The 23,574-nt window shown below is 42.1% G+C and carries 19 protein-coding genes; 12 read left to right on the forward strand and 7 right to left on the reverse strand.

The genetic code is table 11. The features are described 5' to 3' along the window. Positions 1-320 precede the first annotated feature (320 nt). Entirely contained in the window at positions 321-647 is a 327-nt protein-coding gene (locus FHW89_RS23980; protein WP_172337595.1) for a hypothetical protein, read from the forward strand. A 38-nt stretch (positions 648-685) separates the two neighbouring features. Here the strand turns inward: FHW89_RS23980 and FHW89_RS23985 are convergent, their stop codons facing one another. Beyond that, the gene (locus FHW89_RS23985; protein WP_172337596.1) at positions 686-1,102 is read right to left on the reverse strand and encodes a hypothetical protein; all 417 of its coding nucleotides are present in this window, start codon (positions 1,100-1,102) and stop codon (positions 686-688) included. A gap of 65 nt (positions 1,103-1,167) precedes the next feature. On the opposite strand from FHW89_RS23985, the gene FHW89_RS23990 reads away from it, so the two are divergent. From FHW89_RS23990 to FHW89_RS24020, 7 genes are all read left to right on the forward strand, one after another. Beyond that, on the forward strand, positions 1,168-1,503 hold the full coding sequence (locus FHW89_RS23990) for a tRNA-binding protein (RefSeq protein WP_172337597.1): 336 nt from the start codon (positions 1,168-1,170) through the stop codon (positions 1,501-1,503). A gap of 1 nt (position 1,504) precedes the next feature. Beyond that, positions 1,505-1,882, forward strand: a complete 378-nt coding sequence (locus FHW89_RS23995) for an SdpI family protein (RefSeq protein ID WP_172337598.1) — start codon at positions 1,505-1,507, stop codon at positions 1,880-1,882. Then, positions 1,879-2,352, forward strand: a complete 474-nt coding sequence (locus FHW89_RS24000; protein ID WP_172337599.1) for a nucleoside deaminase — start codon at positions 1,879-1,881, stop codon at positions 2,350-2,352. The genes FHW89_RS23995 and FHW89_RS24000 overlap by 4 nt, the downstream gene beginning before the upstream one ends. 264 nt (positions 2,353-2,616) lie before the next feature. Then, positions 2,617-3,228, forward strand: coding sequence for a superoxide dismutase (locus FHW89_RS24005; protein WP_172337600.1), 612 nt, complete (start codon positions 2,617-2,619; stop codon positions 3,226-3,228). A gap of 806 nt (positions 3,229-4,034) precedes the next feature. Next, the gene (locus tag FHW89_RS24010; RefSeq protein WP_172337601.1) at positions 4,035-5,039 is read left to right on the forward strand and encodes a zinc-binding dehydrogenase; all 1,005 of its coding nucleotides are present in this window, start codon (positions 4,035-4,037) and stop codon (positions 5,037-5,039) included. Between the two features lie 113 nt (positions 5,040-5,152). Beyond that, positions 5,153-6,607, forward strand: coding sequence for an amino acid permease (locus tag FHW89_RS24015; protein WP_172337718.1), 1,455 nt, complete (start codon positions 5,153-5,155; stop codon positions 6,605-6,607). Positions 6,608-6,612: 5 nt separating this feature from the next. Then, the gene (locus tag FHW89_RS24020; RefSeq protein ID WP_172337602.1) at positions 6,613-7,641 is read left to right on the forward strand and encodes a ferredoxin--NADP reductase; all 1,029 of its coding nucleotides are present in this window, start codon (positions 6,613-6,615) and stop codon (positions 7,639-7,641) included. 99 nt (positions 7,642-7,740) lie between these two features. Here the strand turns inward: FHW89_RS24020 and FHW89_RS24025 are convergent, their stop codons facing one another. The 3 genes from FHW89_RS24025 to FHW89_RS24035 form a co-directional block, all read right to left on the reverse strand. Further along, entirely contained in the window at positions 7,741-8,907 is a 1,167-nt protein-coding gene (locus FHW89_RS24025) for a PepSY domain-containing protein (protein ID WP_172337603.1), read from the reverse strand. A gap of 5 nt (positions 8,908-8,912) precedes the next feature. After that, entirely contained in the window at positions 8,913-11,330 is a 2,418-nt protein-coding gene (locus tag FHW89_RS24030; RefSeq protein ID WP_172337604.1) for a TonB-dependent receptor, read from the reverse strand. A 440-nt stretch (positions 11,331-11,770) separates the two neighbouring features. Beyond that, positions 11,771-12,706: a hydrogen peroxide-inducible genes activator gene (locus FHW89_RS24035; protein WP_172337605.1), complete on the reverse strand. Its 936-nt coding sequence runs from the start codon at positions 12,704-12,706 to the stop codon at positions 11,771-11,773. A gap of 87 nt (positions 12,707-12,793) precedes the next feature. Here FHW89_RS24035 and FHW89_RS24040 point away from each other — a divergent pair, with 87 nt between their 5' ends. Continuing rightward, positions 12,794-14,293 carry a catalase gene (locus tag FHW89_RS24040; RefSeq protein ID WP_172337606.1) on the forward strand — a complete coding sequence of 500 codons (1,500 nt, stop codon included), beginning with the start codon at positions 12,794-12,796 and terminating at the stop codon, positions 14,291-14,293. Between the two features lie 87 nt (positions 14,294-14,380). Here FHW89_RS24040 and glmS read toward each other — a convergent pair whose 3' ends face one another. The 3 genes from glmS to FHW89_RS24055 all read right to left on the reverse strand — a co-directional run bounded on the left by glmS (position 14,381) and on the right by FHW89_RS24055 (position 18,650). Next, positions 14,381-16,216, reverse strand: a complete 1,836-nt coding sequence (gene glmS, locus FHW89_RS24045) for a glutamine--fructose-6-phosphate transaminase (isomerizing) (RefSeq protein WP_172337607.1) — start codon at positions 16,214-16,216, stop codon at positions 14,381-14,383. A gap of 190 nt (positions 16,217-16,406) precedes the next feature. Next, positions 16,407-17,810, reverse strand: a complete 1,404-nt coding sequence (locus FHW89_RS24050) for a DUF4270 family protein (RefSeq protein WP_172337608.1) — start codon at positions 17,808-17,810, stop codon at positions 16,407-16,409. A 15-nt stretch (positions 17,811-17,825) separates the two neighbouring features. After that, positions 17,826-18,650, reverse strand: coding sequence for a glycogen/starch synthase (locus tag FHW89_RS24055; protein ID WP_172337609.1), 825 nt, complete (start codon positions 18,648-18,650; stop codon positions 17,826-17,828). 153 nt (positions 18,651-18,803) lie between these two features. On the opposite strand from FHW89_RS24055, the gene panC reads away from it, so the two are divergent. The 3 genes from panC (at position 18,804) to FHW89_RS24070 (ending at position 23,564) form a co-directional block, all read left to right on the forward strand. Continuing rightward, on the forward strand, positions 18,804-19,634 hold the full coding sequence (panC, locus tag FHW89_RS24060) for a pantoate--beta-alanine ligase (protein ID WP_172337610.1): 831 nt from the start codon (positions 18,804-18,806) through the stop codon (positions 19,632-19,634). 165 nt (positions 19,635-19,799) lie between these two features. Then, positions 19,800-20,150: an aspartate 1-decarboxylase gene (gene panD, locus FHW89_RS24065; RefSeq protein ID WP_166093096.1), complete on the forward strand. Its 351-nt coding sequence runs from the start codon at positions 19,800-19,802 to the stop codon at positions 20,148-20,150. A gap of 327 nt (positions 20,151-20,477) precedes the next feature. Further along, entirely contained in the window at positions 20,478-23,564 is a 3,087-nt protein-coding gene (locus FHW89_RS24070; protein ID WP_172337611.1) for a CBM35 domain-containing protein, read from the forward strand. The last annotated feature ends 10 nt before the right edge of the window (positions 23,565-23,574 follow it).

Consider the following 23,574-nt stretch of genomic DNA (forward strand, 5'->3'; position numbering starts at 1 on the left):
AAGAGGTGAAATGTATGTTGAAAACTATACAAGAGCGGCTTAGAAAATGCTTTTGCAAAATAAATTTGGAAATATAAGAAACCTAGAATACCCGGCGTTGCTTCTTCGCTCGCGCGAGAGATTAGCGCAGCGTATCTCGTGGGTTGCATGGTTAAAGCTTCCAGCTTTTTTTCAGCTGAAAGCTGAAGCCATGATTAGCACGGGCTGAAAGCCCGCGGCAGCGAAATCTTACTAACTAACAAATTTGTTACCACAACCCGCCCTACTCTTTTTAAACTATTGTACCATTTCTGTATCTTATACCTAAATAACCGACCATCATGAAAACCTTAAAATTATATCACATCATCATTACTTTTAGCCTTTTTTTGGTAGCCTGCTCGCCCATTACCTATATAGGCGATACCTATCCGGCCACACCAAAAGCCGATGTTTATTATGATGCCAAAGACGTTAAGCAGGATTATAAAGTAATAGGCCATTTATCGATGGAGTTCACTAATAATCCTGATTGGATTAAAAGCAAGCTAGCAGAAAAAGCGAAATCGCTGGGTGCCGATGGCGTTATTATTTTGCAAACCACCGGTCACGACGAGAAAGAAACCGTAAAAGCCGACGCCATAAAATACAACACGAAGAGTAATTGAATTAAATTGACTTGTCATCCTGAGGAACGAAGGATCTATTAACCGCTATTCCGGGCGCAGAATAGATCCTTCACTGCGTTCAGGATGACAACTTCTTTTAAGATATGTTTTCCCTGTTTAATTATTGAATTAGTGATTGAAAAATAGCTTCTCTTTTCTTCCCCCGTCAGCAGATAAGCTTCGGGCGAAAGCGGGCAGAACGATGATGGCTTGTGCGGCTGTAAGGGCATAGCGAACCTTACCTGAAGCGGAGGGTAATGAGCGAACGAAGTGGAGGTAAGGTTTAGCAGCCCGTGGTTCTGCCCGCTTTGCAGGGCAATGGCCAAGAGCGTAAAGAAGCATTTCTGCTGACTTGATTTTTGGTTACTTTTCATCAAGGAAAAGTAACTGGCCCTCCCGCGGCCAAGAGCGGGTATACGCCCGGTAAAGCGGCTCTGCATATCGGGGATTGCCACGTCGTTCCTCCTCGCAATGACATATTTTTTATCACATCTACACATCTATTTTTACCTTTGCCATTATGGATACGATTACCTGGCACGATTTTGAGCAAGTAGAACTCCGCATCGGTACCATCCTCGAAGCAGTAGAATTTCCCGAAGCACGCAAACCGGCCTTTAAAGTGAGGGTTGATTTTGGCGAATTTGGCATCAAATGGTCAAGCGCACAGATCACTAAACATTACACTTTAGAACAACTCCCCGGGCGCCAGATTATGGGTGTGATCAATTTCCCTAAAAAGCAGATTGGCAAATTCATGTCGGAGTTTTTGGTAACCGGCTTTGCCGACGAAAACGGGGATATTGTTTTAGCCGCTGTGGATAAACCCGTGCCCAACGGCAGCAAATTGGTTTAGGATGAATTTAGCCAGTTGGATAATAGGACCGCAAATGGTTGGCGTGATTTTACTATTGCTGGGGGCCATCTTATGCAGCTTCCCACCCAAACATATCAACAAGTGGTACGGTTATAAAATGCCATCGGCCCAAAAAAACCAGCAAGCTTGGGACGAGGCCAATCGCTATTCGGCTATTTGTATGCTGAAAAGCGGAATGGTTTTACTGATCTCGGGATTTTTGGTTACTTTAATATTAAGGGGACTAAGTATTCAGGCACGACTAAAAGAAGGCCTGACCGCGTTCTTTCTTATCGCCTCCGGACCGATCCCATGCTTGTATATCATTGTATCAACAGAAAACCATTTAGAAAAAACCTTTAATAAGGAACAAAAATGAGATACTTCAGTTTTGAGGACGAGCCAACGATATCGCCTGATGAATTTTTTATGGGCGAAGCTCTAAAGGAAGCCAAATATGCCCTGGAAGAAGATGAGATACCCATTGGTGCCATTGTGGTGCATAGCGGCAAGATCATTGGTCGCGGACATAACCTTACCGAGCGGCTGAATGATGTATCGGCCCATGCCGAAATGCAGGCCCTTACCGCGGCGGCTAACTCCATGGGCGGCAAATACCTGCAAGGTTGTACCCTTTATGTAACTATGGAACCCTGCGTCATGTGCGCTGGGGCATCCTACTGGTTCCAGGTAAGCCGGATTGTATTTGGCGCTTATGATGCCAAATTAGGCTTTGGCAGGCTCAACCAAAAAATAACCCACCCCAAAACAGTGATCACGGGCGGCATCCGTGAAAACGAATGCTCAGAACTGGTGAAGAGCTTTTTTAAAGGGAAGAGGAAGAGATAAGTTCATAGTTCATAGTTCATAGTTCATAGTTCATAGTTCATAGTTCATAGTTCATAGATTGAACAAGATTTGCAACCAGTAAATTGTAGTCGAGAATCAATAATATATGTACTTTTTTCCCAACCATGGTCTATGGACCATCAACTATGGACAGCAACGCAACTTATACAAATACCTGACAAATTTTTTAGAACAAAAACTCAGTTCATCTCTTATATTTGTTACGTCACAACATTAAACTTTTAAACTTAATAAATAACTATTATGGCATTTACACTACCGGCGTTATCCTACGCTACCGATGCATTGGAACCGCACATTGATAAACTAACCATGGAAATTCACCATGGCAAACATCACCAAGCTTACGTAACCAACTTAAATAAAGCATTAGAAGGCAAGCCAGAGGCGGATAGCAATATTGATGATATCATCAAAAACATTTCTAAATTCCCGGCTGCTGTACGCAACAATGGTGGCGGTCATTATAACCACTCTTTATTCTGGACTTTGCTTTCTCCAAGCGGAGGCGGCGAACCTACAGGCGCTCTGGCCGATGCAATCAAAAGCACTTTCGGTTCATTTGCCGATTTCAAAACCAAAGTATCAGAAGCTGGTGCAACCCGTTTCGGATCGGGCTGGGCTTGGTTAATTGTTACTGCCGATAAAAAACTGGCTGTAACTTCAACCCCTAACCAGGACAATCCACTAATGGACATCGCCGAAGTAAAAGGCACTCCAATTTTAGGTATCGACGTTTGGGAACACGCCTACTACCTGAAATACCAAAACCGTCGCCCTGATTACCTGGCGGCTATCTGGAACGTGATCAACTGGAAACACGTTGCCGAACTTTACGCAAAAGCAACCGCTTAATTAAAATTAAGCTAAGCATATAAAAAAGCTGCTGGATCAAATGATCCAGCAGCTTTTTTAATTATTGAATTAGCGATTTAGTGAATTACTGAATTTTCTTCCCCGTCAGCAGATAAGCTTCGGACGAAAGCGGGCAGAACAATGGGGGCCTGTGCGGCTGCAAGGGCATAGCAAGTTTTTGCTGAAGCGTATGGAAAAGAGGGAACGAAGTAGGGCAAAATAATTGCAGCCCGTGGTTCTGTCAGGTTTGCAGGGCAAAGGCTATGTGCGGCAAAATAAGCATTTCTGCTGACAGCCTTTTGGGTTACTTTTGTGGCGACAAAAGTAACTGGCCCTCCCGCGGCCAAGAGCGGGTCTGCGCCATACAAAGCCGCCCTGTATAGCTACGAGATTGCTACGCTACGCTCGCAATGACATAGTTGTAATTTATATAACCTGATAAAGTCACCCTAAACTTTTATCCCAAAGAAATTCCGTATATTTACATATATAGCAGCCCGGTTTTCTAAAAAACAGAAAACTGGGCTGTTTGGTTAAGGGAAAAAACAGACCAAAAACAGCCGTTTAGTATGTAGTTATTTGACAATCAATTATTTAATACTTTTTAAACCTTTCAAAACGTATCGAAAATTTGTTAAAAAGTGTTAAAATAGATGGTTTTGAATAAATTTTAAGCAGTTTTTGATGCGTTTTTGCCCCGTTTTTGACTAAAAATTGTTAAAATTTTAACTTTAAAAAGTTTTCCGGGCAGACATGCAAATGAAAACCCCGCAGGAAAACATCACTAAATCAATAATTCAATAATTATGAAAGCCATCGTTTTAGAAGATGTCGATAAACCTCTGGTATGTAAAGAAGTTGAAAAACCAACCCTTGCCCCCGGCGAGGTTCTGGTACACATCAAAGCAGCAGCTCTTAATCGCCGTGATTATTGGATAACGGTAGGTAAATATGCAGGCATCAAATATCCTACTATACTTGGCTCAGATGGTGCCGGTGTAGTGGCAGAAGTTGGCAGTGAAGCGGATAAACACTGGATTGGCAAAGAAGTGATCATTAACCCCAGCAACAACTATGGCAAAAGCGACGATTACCAGGGTGCCGATTTTAAAATATTAGGCCTGCCAGATGATGGCACTTTTGCCGAATATGTAAAAACCCGGGCAGAATACCTGCATCCCAAGCCCAATCACCTCACCTGGGAACAGGCAGCTGCTATTCCGCTGGCAGGTTTAACCGCCTATCGAGCATTGTTTACTAAGGCCAGGGCCAAAAAAGGTGATAAAGTTTTGATATCTGGCGTAGGCGCAGGTACGGGTGCTTTTGCCCTGCAATGGGCAGTGGCCGCAGGCTGCCAGGTGTTTGTAACATCGGGCAGTGGCGAAAAAATTGAACGCGCCAAAAAATTGGGTGCGGCAGCCGGCGTAAATTACAAAGCGCAGGACTGGGCCGAACAACTGAAACTGATGGCTCACGGTTTTGACATTATTATCGACAGCGCGCTGGGCGCCGGTTTTGCCAAATTTCCAGATCTATGCAACCCCGGCGGCCGTATCGTGATATTTGGAGGAACGGCAGGCAATATCCCCCCGCTGGATGGGCGTAAGGTATTTTGGAAACAGCTACAGCTACTGGGCACCACCATGGGCACACCTGATGACTTTACCGCGATGATCAACTTTATAAACAAACATGAAATAGTTCCGATAGTTGATGAGGTGTTTGATTTTAAAAACGCGCAAAAAGCCATCAACAGAATGGAGAAATCCTCACAGTTTGGTAAAATTGTGCTGCAGAATTTATGGTGTTAATAACTAACTTCCAGTAATTTAAATATTAACACACATCTTATTTTCGTGCCTTGCCTCCACTATATAAAGTGATTGCAAAATAATCTACTAATTTTGTGGACTTTATTTCAGGCATGATCAAAAAACCCATCGACCTGCTATTGCAGGAATCGGCAGAGGAAGGTGAACACTCTTTAAAACGCACATTAGGCCCGGTTAACCTTATCCTTATCGGGATAGGCATTATCATTGGGGCTGGTTTATTTTCATTAACAGGAATCGCGGCCGGGCAACATTCGGGGCCAGCGGTAACCATATCATTTTTAATAGCAGCCGTAGGTTGCGCCTTCGCGGCCCTTTGTTATGCCGAATTTTCGGCCATGATACCGGTGGCGGGCAGCGCCTATACCTATTCCTACGCTACTATGGGCGAGCTTTTTGCCTGGATCATTGGCTGGGACCTGGTACTGGAATATTCTGTTGGCGCGGCAACAGTGGCCATCAGCTGGTCGCAATATCTCACCAAGTTTTTGTCCTGGTTTGATCTTTATCTACCGCCACAGTTGATTCTGTCGCCTTTTGAAACTTCTAAGGCAGCCAATGGCGATGTTGTGCATGGCATCATTAATCTGCCTGCTGCGTTGATCGTTATTGTAGTTACCAGCATCATTATCAGGGGAACTAAGGGCTCCGCACTGGTTAACGCTATTATTGTAAGCTTGAAGGTAGGCGTGGTATTGGTATTTATAGCCGTGGGCTGGTCGTTCATCAATCCGCAGAACTATCACCCTTATATACCGCAAAATACTGGCGTATGGGGCGATTATGGATGGTCGGGCATATTAAGAGGCGCAGGACTGGTATTCTTCGTATTCATCGGTTTTGATGCGGTGTCAACGGCGGCGCAAGAGGCCAAAAATCCGCAGCGCAACATGCCCATTGGTATCATTGGTTCGCTGGTGGTGTGTACCATTTTATTTGTGATCTTCGCCCATGTTATGACGGGTATGGCTAACTATAAAGAGTTTATTGGTTCAGGGGCACCGGTTGCCATCGCCATCGAAAAAACACATTATCAGTGGCTAAGCAAGGCTATTGTACTGGCTATACTAATAGGCTATACATCGGTTATCCTGGTTGATCTGCTGGGCCAGTCGCGGGTATTTTTCTCTATGTCAAAGGATGGTTTGTTGCCTAAAGTATTTTCAGATGTGCATCCCAAATTCCGCACTCCATGGAAATCGAATATTGTACTTTGCGCCTTTATAGCCTTGTTCGCGGCTTTTGTACCTATCCGGGTGGTTGGCGAAATGACCAGCATAGGCACACTGCTGGCCTTTGTGATGGTATGCGCGGGTGTACTTGTTTTACGCAAACAACAGCCTAATATTCAGCGGCCATTTAAAACGCCATGGGTGCCGGTAGTACCTATATTGGGTATATTGGTTTGCTTTGCCATGATGACATTTTTACCCGGCGATACCTGGCTGCGATTAATAATTTGGTTGGCAATTGGTTTAGTCATATATTTCACCTACGGTAAAAAGAACAGCGTAATACGCAAAAGGTTCGCGGCAAAACATGGATAGCTTTCATGAATGAGGATATACTACAACTAAAAATTGAACGGATAAAGTGGGAAACAAAGGATACGGCTACCTTTTATTTAAGCAATTTTTCGGGTAAGCCTATCACCTATAAGGCTGGGCAATTTGTTACCCTGATATTTAACCATCGTAACGAGGAGATCAGGCGATCATACTCATTAGGTTCATCACCCGATGAAGAATTGTTATTTATCACCGTAAAGCGCATTACCAATGGTGAAATATCCCGCTTTATGCTCGCTAAAGAACATCCCGGCGATGTTTTGACTGCGCTAGCCCCGGCCGGCCGGTTTACCATCACTCACTTTGAACAGGAAAAGGATATTTTACTTTTTGCAGGCGGAACAGGTATTACACCTATATTTTCGCAGATCAAGTATATACTCAAACGCTCTGGAAAAAGCAGGCTTACCCTCATTTACAGCAACCAGGATGCCCATTCCATTGTATTTAAAGAGGAGCTGGACCAGCTGGCTACGCTACATCCCGATAGGTTTAAGATCATTTACCTGTTAAGCAGTGAGGCTAACCGTCTGAATAATGATAAGGTAGAAGCCCTTACCCGCCAGCTTGTACAACAGGATATGGATAAAGCGGAATTTTATCTCTGCGGACCTTTTCCCTATATGCGTATGATCAGGTTCGCGCTGGTATACATGGGGATCGATCCTAAACAGATTCGCCGGGAGAATTTTGTGATAGAGACCGTAGCTGTTACCCGTACCGCACTGAATTTCCCACCACGAACTATCAGGATCAGGTTTAAAAATGAGCTGCATGACCTCGCCGTTGGCGAAAATCAGTCGATACTACAGGCGGCTTTACAAAACAACGTACAGCTTCCATACAGTTGCCGGAATGGGGTATGCTCTACCTGTACTGCCAGATGTGCCAGTGGAAAGATCGAGATGATAAAAAATGATGTGCTCACCGATGCTGATATTGCCGAAGGCTGGGTGCTTACCTGTACAGGTCACCCGGTAAGTGATGATGTGGTGATAGCGTTTGGAGAGTAATTTAATCAATAGGGTGTCATGCTGGGCCCGTCGAAGCATGGCGGGTAAGGCCTACGCATGTCCTTCGACAGGCTCAGGATGACAGGCACCCTTTTGACATCAAGCCAAATGCTGTTTATGCACCCTGCGATGTACCACTTCCTTTACTTTCTTTGACTTTGATTTGGTTTTCTTACGTTTCCCCAGCCAGATGATAAAGCCGGTTATGGGTAACGAAGCGCAGATTAAACTGACTAAAAACGCGATGATCTTGGTGGTTAGGCCGCCTATTTGCCCTACGTGCAGGTCATAGTTCATATCATTCATCTTCATGCCCGGGCTTTTCTTGTCATGTGGGGTTTGCTTTAGGAGTTTGCCGGTATATTTTTCAAAAATAAACTCATCACTCCTGTAATAATGCAGGGTTTGGGCGTAGGCGTTGATACCAATTGTTCCCGCGGCGGATGCATCCTCCATAATGGAGTACATCTCTGCTTTGGGGGCCCATGCCTGCGACATTGCAAATACCTGGTCAATAACAGGTTTACCGCTTAATTTGTTCTTCAAAAGCGAGTCGGACTTGAGTACTTCTTTTTCTGAAGGGAATGAGCGGCCCAGGTTAGCGGTAGTATAAATACCTTCCCTAACCGATTGAAACACCATGGATAAGCCAGTTATGGATAATATAAGCGCTATAGACGTAGCATAAAAACCCAATACATTATGCAGATCATAATTTACCCTGCGCCATCGCCCATTCCATTTGATATTGAAACTACGCTTGCGGTCGCTTTTGCGCTTAGGCCACCACAGGATTAGCCCGGTGATCATGATCACCATGAATATAATAACGGATATACCTACTACCAGGCTACCTATTTTGGGGGGCAGCAACAGGTAAAGGTGTATAAATTCTACCACTATAAAAAAGTTCTTGGCAGGGTTTTCTATGTGAGTTACTTTACCGGTATAGGGGTTAAGATAAACGTATAGCATCCCGTCTTTAGGCAGGTTGACCAATATCCCGGCCGGACGGTTCACTCCGTAATAATACATATAGGTGGCTGTAGCCCCTTTATGCCCTTTTAATGCCTCGGCTTTTAAAATTGATGGGGCAAGATAAGGTTTATGTTGTATCTCAACTTTGCGGTAACTGTAAAACGCATCCTGTATCTCATCCTGAAAACAGAACAGGCAACCGGTAACACTCACTATAAACACCACCAGCCCGGATGTAAATCCGAGCCAGCGGTGACAAAAAAGTATGACTTTTTTAAATTTCGTCATCAGGATTAAAACTTATAAGCAAATGTAAGTGCGTAGCTTCTTAACTTTTGCGGATTAACAGTGGTATAACCTATCCAGTATTTTTCGTTAGTAAGGTTATCCATTTTAAACCCTACCCTGTATTGACTTGCATCATAAAATACAGAGGCATTTAATACCGTGTATGCAGGCAATGAAAATACACCAAGCGTTTTACTGTTTATAATTTTGTTATCGCTGGCGTAGTTACCGCCAAAACCAAAGCCCAAACCTTTTACAATGCCTTTTGAAATACGGTAGCTGGCCCAAAAGTTGGCTGTATAAGGTGATCCGGCAGTTGTTGGGCGCAAACCTTCCACCGTCAGATCAGCGGTTTTCTCCAATTTTGAATCATTGTATGAAAAACCAGCAATAATATTTAAGCCCGTTACTGGATTAGCTATTACTTCGGCTTCAAAGCCCTTGCTTAGTTGTGTGCCGTCTTGTACGGATAGGGCCTGGTTAATGGTTGATTGACGAACGATGTCTTTTACCTTAATATCATAATAGCTTAAGGTACTGCTTAATTTGCCATCAAACAGATCAATTTTAACCCCGCCTTCAATTTGGTTAGCTTGTTCGGGCTTCAATGGCTTATTATCTTCACTTAATCCGTTTTTATTGGTAAAGCTATTCTGGTAGTTGGCAAATAATGACACGTGATCTTTAACCGGCTGATAGATCAGGCCAAATTTTGGCGAAAAGGCGGTTTGTTTAAACGCTCCAGAAGTAGTGTTGGTTGCCGGGTTGTAATTACCTTTATTATCAAAACGATCCACGCGGATAGCGGCCGAGGCTATTAACTGATCGGTGATATTAAATACATCAGAAATGTAAGCGCTATAAGTATTTGTTTTATAAACAGATGGATAAACAAAGGCAGTACCTTTTGCATAAACGGCATCCATATTCATCTGGTTAAAGTTGGAGTAGTCATGGCTTCCCAGTGTAGAAGCCCTATCAAACGCTGTGCTGAAAAAATGTTGATTGGAGTTTTCCCTGAAAAAATCCAGACCGCCGACAACTCTGTTCCTGAATTTGCCGATCTTGAAATCGCCATTAAAATTTTGCTGAATCTCGATCATGTCATCAGTACTGTTTTTTGTTGACTGATCTTCACGAGAAATTGAATCCTTGGGAAGTAAATAAAAGTAAGGATTAAAACCGTTTGAAAAACTGTGGGTCGCGCTGATATTGGTGCTGGTTGTCCACTGATCGGATATCTTATACTTTACCTGGCCAAAAAAGCTGGTGCTTCTTGATGTTTGCGTCAGATCATCGCCGTGATAGGTTTGTTTATAATCTAATTTTAACTGATCAGCGCTGGTGTATCCCAAATCCGCAACCGACTGGTTATATGGCATAAAGAAGATAGATTTACCAATATTTTTACCATAAGACAATTCCGCATCAGCTGATATAGTTAGCCTATCGGTAACTTTATAAAGCAGGCTTGGCGCAATGGCCCAATAACGGTTAAACCCATTATTCTGGAAACTGCCTTCATTATTAAAGGCAGTATTTAAGCGGAATAACACTTTTTTCTGTATATCCAGAGGTGTGTTTATATCAAGGGCAACACGGTGAAAATCATAATTACCATCGGCAAATGAAACCTCGCCGCCAAAAGAGTCGTAAGGAGTTTTAGTTACCCGGTTTATTAAACCGCCGTATGAAGTTAGTGTACTTCCGAATAAAGTTGCAGATGGCCCCTTGATCACTTCTATTCTTTCTAAATTAACCGCATCAATAGTTGAAGTTACATTACCGGCAATACCATTACGCAGCTTGCTTTGAACAATAAAGCCACGGGAATTATAATAACTGCCACCATCGCCACCACGGCCGGTTGCTTCCCACATTTTTTGTATACCCGGGGCGTTCCGTATAGCATCATCAACCGAGAATACCTGTTGTTCTTGTATTAACTGGTTAGATATAGTGGTATATACCTGCGCGTTTTCCAAATTGCTCAAAGGCATTTTAGCAACGTCGACACTCTTTTTGGTTTTAAACTTATTTACCTTGCTGCCACTGATACTTACTTCCTGCAAGTTATTGGAGGCTTTACTAACGATGAATTGTGGCAATGTAAGTGTTTGGCCATTTGCCAGCTCGATAGAAGTTTCCTGGCTTTTGCTACCTACTTGTGATATAACCAGGGTATACTTACCCTGGGGCACCCTTAAAGTAAAATCACCTTCTTCATTGGTGACGGTACCGTATTTGGTACCTTTTAAAGTAACCGAAACGTTTTCGGCCGGTCCGTCATTCTGAATCACAACATGACCTTTGATGGTTCCCTTGGTAGATTGCTGAGCAATTGCAGTTGAATTGAAGAGCAGTATAATCGCGAAAATTGAGAGAGAAAATAGTTTGTGAAAATTAAGTTGGGGTTGCGCCATTTTATTTAGACTAATTATAAATAATTCGCCAAAAATAAGACACAGATCCTAACAATCCAAATTATTTAGAACAATTATAAATAATGAGATTTCTGATATTCCAAATGGCTAAACCCTTTTATAAGCCTAAAACTTTAATATCCATTACCTCTTTCTTCATTTGCTTAGGTACAAATTCAAGTATTTCATTCTTTGAAACCCTCTCGGGTCGCACAAAGAAAATTCTGAGGTATAAAGCTTGGGCAGCCTTGCAGGTAGCCATAAAGTGGGTTTACATGCAAACCCACTTTATGGCCACAAAATACATATAACTATTTAATTATCAATACATTAATTACATATTAACTATAAAAAGTGTAAACCATGTAAACCCACTTTTTAATAAAACGCCTACCTGTTCAGCAACTTATTTTGAAACCTTTACTAAGCTATTTACAAGCTTAAATGTCCATCACCTCTTTCTTCTTTTTACTCTTCATTCGTTTGGGTACAAATTCAAGTATTTCATTCTTTAAGGCCTCGATCATTCGGCGTTTTAAAAAATTGCGTTGTATCACTATACTTACTTCGCGCGCCGGCTCCGGTGATTTAAAATAACGCACTTTATCCAATTGTTTTTCAGTTAGTTCGGCTAAAGCCAGCTCGGGTAATATGGTAGCGCCATTGTTTTGATCAACCATACGCTTCAGGGTTTCCACACTGCCGGTATTATATTCAAAATGCATAAAACCCTTGGTCGATTTACGCCGCTGGCAAATATTTAAAACCTGTTCACGCATGCAGTGCCCTTCGTTAAGCACCCAAATCTCTTCCATGTCGATATCTTCGGGGTTGATGTTTTTCTTTTTGGAGAGTTTGCTGTTTTTAGACACATAGGCTACAAAGTTTTCATAAAAAACCGGAATCTCGGTCAATGAGCTTTCATGGAGGGGGGTCGACAGGATACCGCAGTCAATCATACCCAACTTTAGTTGCTGTATGATATCTTCAGTGGTTTGTTCCCAAACTATCAGTTTAACCTGAGGATATTTTTCAATAAAACCACGAATGATCTTAGGTAATATATAAGGCGAAACCGTTGGGATGATACCAACCCTTAATTCACCCGATAATTCTTTCTGGCGGTCAGTAATAATTTCTTTTATTTTTTCGCTTTCCGACAGCATGATACGGGCCTGGCTAATGATCTCGATGCCTATTTCTGTAGGTGTTACCGGTTGCTTGCTACGATCAAAAAGCTTCACGCCCAGGGTATCTTCCAGTTTTTGCACCTGCATACTTAAGGTAGGTTGCGTAACAAAGCATTTTTCGGCAGCGATCACAAAACTACGATAGGTGTCAACAGCTACAATATATTCCAGTTGGGTAATAGTCATATAGATAAATTCTATCCAAATATAACAATTATTGATTTTTTCTATTGAAATATTATCATGAAGTTTGAACCAGAAACCCCAATAACTATGGAAACTAATAAAAAGAAATTGACCACAGCCTCTGGCAGACCATATGCGGAAAATGAAAATTCGCAAACAGCAGGTCCACGCGGCCCCATCCTGTTGCAGGACTATATTCTTCATGAAAAAATGGCTCATTTTAACCGTGAACGTATTCCTGAGCGTGTAGTTCATGCCAAAGGATCGGGAGCCTATGGAACACTAACTATAACTAATGATATTTCACAATATACCCGTGCAAAAGTATTTAACCAGATAGGCAAACAAACCAAATTGTTTCTGCGCTTTTCGACAGTTGGTGGAGAAAAAGGCTCGGCCGATACCGAACGCGATCCACGGGGGTTTGCCATCAAATTTTATACTGAAGATGGTAACTGGGATCTGGTAGGTAATAACACACCTGTGTTTTTTATAAAAGACCCTAAGAAGTTTGGTGATTTTATACACACTCAAAAGCGCGATCCATATACCAATTGTAAAAGTGCAACTATGGTATGGGATTTTTGGTCATTAAATCCAGAAAGCCTCCACCAGGTAACTATTTTAATGAGCGACAGAGGCACGCCATATGGTTATCGGCATATGGATGGATTTGGCAGCCATACCTTCTCCTTCATCAATGCAAAAAATGAACGATTTTGGGTAAAATTTCATTTTAAGACGCAACAAGGCATTAAAAACTTTACCGATGCAGAAGCCGGTGAAATGCGTGGTAAAAACCCCGACTTTGCGCAACATGATCTGCTAACAGCTATTGACAACGGTAATTTCCCCAAATGGGACATGAAAATACAGGTAATGCCCGAAGCTGATGCCGCTACTTACCATATTAATCCATTTGATTTAACCAAAGTTTGGCCCCATGCCGATTATCCATTAATTGATGTAGGTGTTGTGGAGTTAAATGAAAACCCGGACAATTATTTTGCTCACGTAGAGCAAGCGGCTTTTGCTCCGGCACACTTAATCGACGGAGTGGGCTATTCTCCTGATAAAATGCTACAGGGTCGTATTCTTTCTTATCCCGACGCGCAACGTTATCGTCTGGGCGGCAACTACGAGCAGATTCCGGTTAATAAATGTCCGTTTATGGTGAACAATCACCAGCGGGATGGTCAAATGCGTGTGGATGGCAACGGAGGATCAGCTCCAAACTACTTCCCAAACAGCTTCGATGATATTGAAGCGGATCAAACCTACAAAGAACCTGCATGGGATTTTGGTAACTCAGTTGGCGATTGGTATGATCGTAATGGAGAAGGTGAAAATGATCACTATACGCAGCCAGGTAACCTATACCGACTAATGGATGCCCAGGCTAAAAAAGACCTGATCAACAATATCGTAGGTTCTATGAGTGGTATCGACGGGCCAAAGAAAGATCAGATCATTAATCGCCAGCTATGCCATTGGTTCAGGGCGGATATCAATTTAGGCATGGCTATTGCCAAAGGTCTTGAACTTGATCTGGTCGAAACCATGAAGCAAATGCCGGCTTCGGTATAAAGTCAAAAGCCGGAAGTCTTAAGTTGAAAGTATTCTTAATACAATCAGAGCCTTAGGACTTCCGACTTAGAACCTGCGACTTGGAATCTACTCTACCGTAACAGATTTAGCGAGGTTACGTGGCTGATCTACGTTACAGCCCCTCATTACAGCAATATGATAGGCCAATAACTGCAAAGGAATAGTAGCTACCAACGGAACGAACGCTTCGTTGGTTTGCGGTATCTCGATCACATAATCGGCCATATTTCTTACTTCGGTATCTCCTTCGGTAACAATAGCAATTACATGGCCTTTGCGGGCTTTTACTTCCTGGATATTACTGATCACTTTTTCATATGATGAGTGTTGGGTGGCTATAAACACCACTGGCATTTCATCGTCAATTAAGGCGATGGGACCGTGTTTCATTTCGGCAGCAGGATAGCCTTCGGCATGAATATAAGATATCTCCTTAAGCTTTAAAGCGCCTTCTAATGCTACAGGGAAAGAGCTTCCCCTGCCCAGGAACAGGCAATTGGTTGAGTCTTTAAACTTGGCGGCAATTTCCTTTACCCTGTCATTTGATTTTAGGGCTTTTTCTACCAGTTGCGGAACCTCGTTTAACTCCGTAAGGTATTCTACCAGTTTGCTTTGGGTTATAGTACCTCTTTGTTGTGCTATATAAAATGCCATTAACGTCAACACACTTACCTGGGCGGTAAAAGCTTTTGTTGAAGCAACACCAATTTCGGGCCCGGCATGGGTGTAAACTCCCGCATGCGTAATACGGGGGATAGATGCACCCACCACATTACAAACACCAAATATGGTGGCGCCCTTTTCCTTTGCTAATTCAATAGCGGCCATGGTATCGGCAGTTTCGCCCGATTGTGAAATGGCTATTACCAAATCCTTTTCTGTGATGATAGGGTTACGATACCTGAACTCGGATGCATACTCTACCTCAACCGGTACACGGGCGTATTCCTCTATCAGGTATTCGCCTACCAAACCTGCATGCCAGGAAGTACCACAAGCTATAATAATGATACGATCAACATTTTTTAGCTTCTCGGCATACTCCTTTATTCCACCCAATTGCACTTTACCCTGCTGAGGGTATATACGACCGCGCAGACAGTCACGAATAGAGCGGGGTTGCTCATATATCTCTTTAAGCATAAAGTGATCATAACCGCCTTTTTCAAGCATCTCCAGCTTTAAGTCAAGCTCTTGTATATATGGAGTTTGGACAGAGTTGTCAATATTCTTGATCAGCAGGTTTTCCCTATTGATGTAAGCTATTTCATTATCATTTAGGTAAATCACATTTTTGGTATATTCTACAATTGGTGTAGCATCTGAGGCTATAAAGTATTCCCCTTTGCCAACACCAATCACCATAGGGCTTCCCTTACGGGCAGCTATCAATTGATCAGGCTCATCAGCGCTCATGATCACAATAGCGTAAGCCCCTATCACTTTGTTCAAAGCAACCCTCACGGCTTCGCGAAGTTCAAGCCCACCCTGTAATTGAATATCCTCAATCAAATGAATTAAAACCTCAGTATCCGTATCACTTTTAAACACATGTCCTTTGGCTAGTAACGTTTCTTTAATAACGCCGTAGTTTTCAATAATACCATTATGAATAATGGTTAATTTACGACTTCCAGATGAATGAGGATGCGAGTTGCGGTCGCTTGGTTCACCATGTGTAGCCCAGCGGGTATGCCCCATTCCTATTGACCCTTTCAGGTCAATATCTTTAACAAACTTTTCAAGATCATCAACCTTTCCCGCTTTTTTATAAACTCTCAGATCCTGATCAAGTAAAGCGATCCCAGCGCTGTCATAGCCCCGATATTCTAAACGATGAAGCCCTTTTATAATAATTGGATAAGCATCCCGGTAACCTATATAACCTACAATTCCGCACATAATAAATTTAATAAAATGTAAATGGAGCAAAAATAATTAGCTATATAACATAAATCGCACCTTATTATTTTGATTTTTTCACAAATAGGAAGAGTTTTTCCCTACTTCAAAACAAATTTTAAAAAGTAGAAAAGGCTTAAATAAAAAATCCCCTTAACGGGGATTCTTTTTATTAAATATATCGCTTTACTTATTTACGTATCCGGGTATAAATAATGTTTAATTTGATCTTATATGGAGAGGTCTTATCGCTCCCAACCAGAACGGCACGGGCAGCCGTTTGTACACTCGGACTAATACCAGTAGTGCCTACACTGCTACCGCTTATAGTAGTAATTTCGGTAGTATCAATCGGAGCGATAAAAGTTCCGTAGTCAACTGTTTTTTTACGTATCAAATCCTGAACATAAGCCGTTACTAAGAAATGATACTCCTTCTTGGTTTTATCGTACCTGCCTCCAAACGAAGATATTTGATTACGTGAGTCGGCTGGTGAAGCATCCTGTATATAGGTTCGTTGGTGAGCTATATCCAATTGGTACATCGTTAACTTTGGCAACGGTGCATAAGGTATACCCGAATTAGGCTGAGGGGTAATAACCAGCTCGGCCCGGTTAAGCACAATAGAATCCGGATTAAATTTATCAAGACCAGGGAAGCTTACCTTAGCCCGTAATCCGGCCAATCCTTGCAGATAGAATGTATTTTGCGAGTTCACCTTGTCATCTAAAGCTGCCTGAATAGCCGTTGGATAGGGCTTAGGATACCTAATTTCGGCACTATGTGATACAAAAGGTAAAGTTACTGTAGCGGTATCAATTGTTGAACCATTAACTGCTTTATAAAATACATCTAACCTTGAAGAGTCAAGTGCCAATTGCATAATACCTCCTGCATCAGTAGCCTGCCCTTTACTCAAAGTTATATATAAACCCTTAACCGCATTTTGAAAAAGCAATGTAGAGGCTAATTGTGACCCATTTGCATTAAACAGGTTACTGTATATGAACGCTTTGCTAAAAGGTATACGTACCTGCGGCCCAACCTTTTGTATAGTATCAACCTTGCCTGTTCTTATATTAGCAATAGTTACACTATCATGGGTGCGTGCGGTAAATGTTCTTGTACCTAGCGCAGTTCCCATATTCACTTGCCAGCGTTTGGTATTATAATAAGTTTGCACAGCCGCTTTTTCTGCCAACTGATAAACATTGGCAGTATAACGTGTGGCAACTGAATCGCCATAGAATCCATTAGCATATCGTAACACAAGTACTACTGAATCAATAGTCAATGTACCTGCGGGTACTGTATAAGCCGCATCATTTGGCAACGAAAGCCCAAGGGCTACATTTGAGGTAATAGTACCAAATGTAGGATCAGAAAAATTACCAAGTGGTGTTTTTGCTAATCCAGACGTTACTGCCGTAGAATCAACTTCTGTACGGATAATGATATTGGTATCCACAACCAGGCTACCATTGATCTGGTTATTTGGATCGATACCCAAGCCTATCCCATCCTGCCGTTTACAACTATTAAAAATAAAAAGACTTATTAACAGGGTCAATAAGTCTAATCTTAAAAATTTCATATATAATATTAAAGATTAAGCAACATGCACCAATTCGTCGTTGGTAATTTCGTCGTAAAAATTGTAATAATTTTCGAAATCTGCGGTAGAATCAAATTCTAAAACCGATTTATTGCTGTTTTTAACATTATTTAACACATCTGCATCTATATTCTCGCTGCCTAAAACAATTCCGTCAGAGTACTGAATGGCCCCGGCATATAATGCAGAATTAGAACCTTCTTTATAAGCTTCAACGTGCTGTTCGGTCATGTTGCTCATTACAGCTTTTTGCGCGAAATCAGCATCTAATTTCTCTTTAAAATCATTTTCGTAGATAGAATAAATGATCTTGGAGTTTTTAAAGGTTGGATCGTCTTTATACGTAGTTTTCAGGTACGCCGGAACCAATGCACTTAACCAGCCGTGGCAGTGGATAATATCCGGTGCCCAGCCTAATTTCTTTACCGTTTCCAACGCGCCTTTACAGAAAAAGATCATTCTTTCATCGTTATCAGCATAAAACTTACCGTCTTTATCACCAAACACATGTTTACGCTGAAAATATTCCTCATTATCTAAAAAATACACCTGCATACGCGCCGCCGGGATAGATGCTACTTTAATGATCAGCGGGTTATCATTATCGTTGATAATGATGTTCATTCCCGATAAACGGATCACTTCATGAAGTCTGTTCCTGCGCTCATTGATATTGCCAAAACGCGGCATAAGGATACGGATCTCGTAACCTTTCTCCTGCATAGCCTGCGGAAGTTGGCGTGTTATTTCAGCAATTTTTGTGAGTTCGAGAAAGGGAGACATTTCATGAGTTATAAACAAAAGCTTAGATTTACCCATCACTTAATCAGTATTAAATATTTAAAGAAGTCAAAAAATTTGAGTCTGCAAATATAAGCATTATTATATGAACTGTCAACGAATTACGCAAGTAACTTTTGGTATTTTTTATACAAATGCACACCTTTACCAAAATTTGTAATAACTTTTACGTTGAAGATATTTACCACCAAAAATGAAATAGCTCAGTATTTCACCTCTAAACAAGGCAAAATAGTAGGCTTCGTTCCCACCATGGGCGCCCTCCATCAGGGCCACATATCATTAATTAAACAAGCACAGCAAAATAGCGATGAAGTAGTTTGCAGCATTTTTGTAAACCCTACGCAGTTCAACGATCCTAAAGATCTTGAAAAATACCCCAGACCCATAGCTGCCGACATTGCCATGCTTGAACAAAACGGCTGTGATGTACTGTTTAACCCTACGGCTAATGAAATGTATGATAATAATGAGAAATGGCATTTAGACATTGGCGATCTGGAGTATTTATTGGAAGGCAAATTCAGACCAGGACATTACCAGGGCGTTACGCAGGTAGTTTATAAACTCTTTAACATCGTTAAGCCCGATCTTGCTTTTTTTGGGCAAAAGGACTATCAGCAATTTATGGTGATCAGTAAAATGGTAGACCTCCTGCACATGCCTGTTCAATTGATCATGTGCCCCATTCAACGTGAAATTGATGGATTAGCCATGAGCTCAAGAAATATCCATTTAACCCCTTATGATCGCGAACACGCGCTTATACTGTCAAAAACCTTAAATTGGGTAAAAACTCATTTTGACGCTGGCAGTATCCCTCAAATCAAACAGGAAGCCGAAACTATGATCAATAACGAACCGGGCATCGAACTGGAATATTTTGAGATAGTTGATGGCAAAACACTGAACACTGCAAATGCTGATACCAGAACTATAGTAGCCCTTGTTGCCGCCCGGGCAGGCAAAACAAGACTGATAGATAATATATTAATTGGCTGAGTGTTCATAGTTGATGGTTCATCGATCATAGTAAAAAATATGTAATTTACTATGCCACTATGTTTTGCTACGCGTTAATCTACATCTAATTGTAAATTCTCCGCTATGAACCATCAACCATTAACTATGAACTTCTAATCGACTAATTATTCCTAACTTTGCACCATGATTATTGAAGTATTAAAGTCCAAACTTCACCGGGTTAAGGTAACACAGGCCGAATTGAATTACGTGGGCAGTATTACAATCGACGAAGATCTGATCGAGGCAGCCAATATTATACCTAACGAAAAGGTGCAGATTGTAAATAATAATAACGGCGCCCGGTTTGAAACTTATGTAATAAAAGGCGAACGCGGCAGCGGAACTGTATGCCTTAACGGAGCCACTGCTCGTTTAGCTCAGGTTGGCGACATTGTGATCATCATGTCATACGCTTATATGGAGGCTGAAGAAGCCCGTTCTTATGAACCTATATTGATATTCCCGGATTCAGACAATAAGTTGATCAAGTAAACCCATTTTTTGCAAATCCCCCCTTTCTTAACTCCTGGTAAAAAGGATCCATGTATCTTATTGCTTAAATTTTCCACTCTCACGCCTCCGATCAAACATACAACCACTTAAAAGCACGATTCTATCTGGCTAACATCGCATGATATTACCTATTAATTAAATTTTATTAATGTAAACTTGACATTAATAAAATTTAATTAATATCTTTATAAAGCAACCAGAACAATCCTTTGTCCTCGTGGCCAACACATCTGACTTAGTTATCACAACGCCGGGTAATAATTTCAGGTTATACCAATTTGAACCAATTAAACTAAATCTTATACTATGAAACAGGTATGTTTTATTCGCCTTGCTCTGCAGCAGAATCTCCAAAAACTATTCACTGCTTTATTCATGACTCTGCTACTTTTCATTACGCAAGCAGCATTTGCACAGGCAGTATGGACTGAAGCAGAATCGGGCACAACATCCAATGGCGCGGCTATACAGGCCAATAGCAGTAGTTCTGGCGGTCAGCAGGTGGGTAATCTTGGTGGCCCGTCAAACGGCACGGTGACCATCCCTATTAATGCAACTACTGCCGGCCAGTATACCTTATCCATCAACTACCTGACAGCCGATTCGCGTAACCTATACGTAACCGTAAACAATGATGCAGCTGTTATAATAGCCTGCAATTCGGGTAGCTGGAGCACTGTAGCAACTGCTACCCTGGTCATTAATTTACAGACTGGCACCAATACCATAAAACTCAATAACAATGCCCTGCAATGGGCCCCAAATGTAGACCGGATAGGTATTGCGCCCATTTTTTACGAAGCTGAAGCCGGTACATTAGCTGGAGGGGCCAATGTACAGTCGTGCCCGTCCTGTTCGGGCACATCTATGGTGGGCAACCTGGGCACAGGATCTGTAACCAATACAGTGAATGTAAGTGCAGCCGGCAATTATATACTGACTGTTTATTACGCCACTCAGGACCCGCGCTCATTTTTTGTATCGGTTAATAATGCAACTGCAACAGAGTTAGCATGCGTTCCGTCAGGCGGGTGGACTACTGTTGCAACGGCCACATTAACTGTAGCACTAAATGCTGGCAATAACACCATTACCTTAAACAACCCGGGCTGGTACGCTCCTAATGCCGATAAATTAAGCTTAGCAACAATACCGGCTATCACAAAAAATATAAACTTTGCGCCCAACAGTCGTATCGAATATGATTTGACTACAGGTAAATACAATGTCTATTTCAACGGTACCAAAGTTATTACCGATGCGTATGCTACAGCGCAATCAAACAACTCATACTCAAGCTTAAATTATACTACCCGCACGTATAGTACCACACCAGTTTCCGATGGCTTGGGTTCGGGAACAAAACATATTATATCATTAACGGGCAGCGGCCTTATACCCATGCAACAAATATTTTATGTGTATAACAACCGCAGCTATTTTTATACCGAAGTTGTGTTGAATGGTACAGGAGCCAATTGCTACGGCATGGCACCATTGGTATCCAATAATGTTGTTTTACCCGTGAGCGGCGATAACCGGGTATTAAAATCGCCTTTTGATAATGATACTTTTATTTCATATGATGCGCAATCATTAGGCAGTTCGGTAAATGTTACCAGCTCAGAGGTCAGCGCTTTGTATGACAATAACAGTCGCAACGGATTGGTTTTAGGCTCTATAGAACACAGTAACTGGAAAACCGGGGTACTTGTAGCGGGCTCTGGTGGTAACACTTTATCACAATTAAATCTTTTCGGAGGTTTTACCAATGTTAATATTACACGCGATGTGCGTGGACATGGCTGGGTTGGTGTCGGTTCAACCACCTGCAAATCACCCAAAATGATGGTTGGTTTTTTTAGTGACTGGCGCGATGGCATGGAAGAGTACGGCAAATCAAACCGGATAGCCGAGCCACCATATATTTTTAATTGGACCCTGCCTACACCATTTGGCTGGAACAGCTGGGGAGCGATACAAAGCAGCCTCAACCTCACCAATGCCAAGGGTGTAGTTGATTTCTTCGCTAATAACCTAACCGGTTTCCGGAATGGCAATACAGCTTATATTGATCTTGACTCCTACTGGGATAACCTGAATGACAGCGAACTGAAGCAATTTGCAGATTATGCTAAAAGCAAAGGACTAACTCCCGGGGTTTATTGGGCTCCGTTTGTCGATTGGGGCAAAAGCAGTCGTACGGTTGAGGGCAGCACCTATAACTATACCGATATCTGGGCAAAAGAAAACGGCGCATATCATGATCTCGATGGATGTCGCGCTTTGGATCCTACCCATCCTGGCACCAAGCAACGGATCGCTTATATGATTGGGCGCTTTAAAACCGCGGGTTTCCAGATGATCAAGATAGATTTCCTCGGGCATGCGGCTATAGAAGCCGATAACTATTATGACGGCAATGTACATACCGGCATGCAGGCCTACAAACAGGGCATGGAATATCTTATCGATCAGCTTGCCGGGCAGATGCTGGTGTACGCGGCTATTTCGCCCAACCTGGCAACAGCCCGTTACGCGCATATGCGGCGGATAGCCTGCGATGCTTATTCATCAATAAACGATGCAAAATATACGCTTAACAGCACCAATTATGGCTGGTGGCAAACGTATATGTACAACTTTATTGATGCAGATCACGAAGTTTTATCCACCGAAACATTAGGTACTAATCATATACGGGTTACTTCGGGAGTTATTACCGGCACGGTAATTACAGGTGATAATTATTCAACAACCGGCCAATGGACAGGCCGGGCACAAACCCTTTTCCAAAACCAGGATGTATTGGATATTGCCCGCAATGGTGTAGCGTTCCGACCAGTTGATGGTAATACTGGTACGGGTACAAGTGAACAGTTTGCCCGCAAAATTGGCAATTATTTATACCTGGCAGTACTTAACTATGGTAGCGGTAGTAAATCCTACACAGTAAACTTTAGTCGTATAGGCTTACCCATCGGCACCTATGCCATGAAAGAATTATATACCGGCACTACATCAAACATCAGCAATAACTCCATGAGCGTTACTGTTGGTGCTGCCGATGCAGCCATATATCGCATAACCGTTGGCGCAAGTACTATAGCCGATGTAAAAAACATCCAGACCATTCCAGCTAAGCTGCAATCAACCACAAAGCTCTCGTTTTATCCCAATCCGGCAACCACTGTATTGCATTTAAATAACTCTATTGAGATAGCAGGGCTGCAACTTACCGAGTTCGGCACCGGGCATACAGTTAAAAAATTCTCGAACATTAATAATACCCACTACGAGCTTGACCTTAACGGCTTATCGCCAGGCTATTACGTGATCAACGTAACCGATAATAAGGGTACAACCAAAGGCTACAAGATCTATAAATACTAATAAATTAAAG

Source organism: Mucilaginibacter sp. SG564, from assembly GCF_013149275.1.
In the GTDB taxonomy this organism is placed as follows: Bacteria; Bacteroidota; Bacteroidia; order Sphingobacteriales; family Sphingobacteriaceae; genus Mucilaginibacter.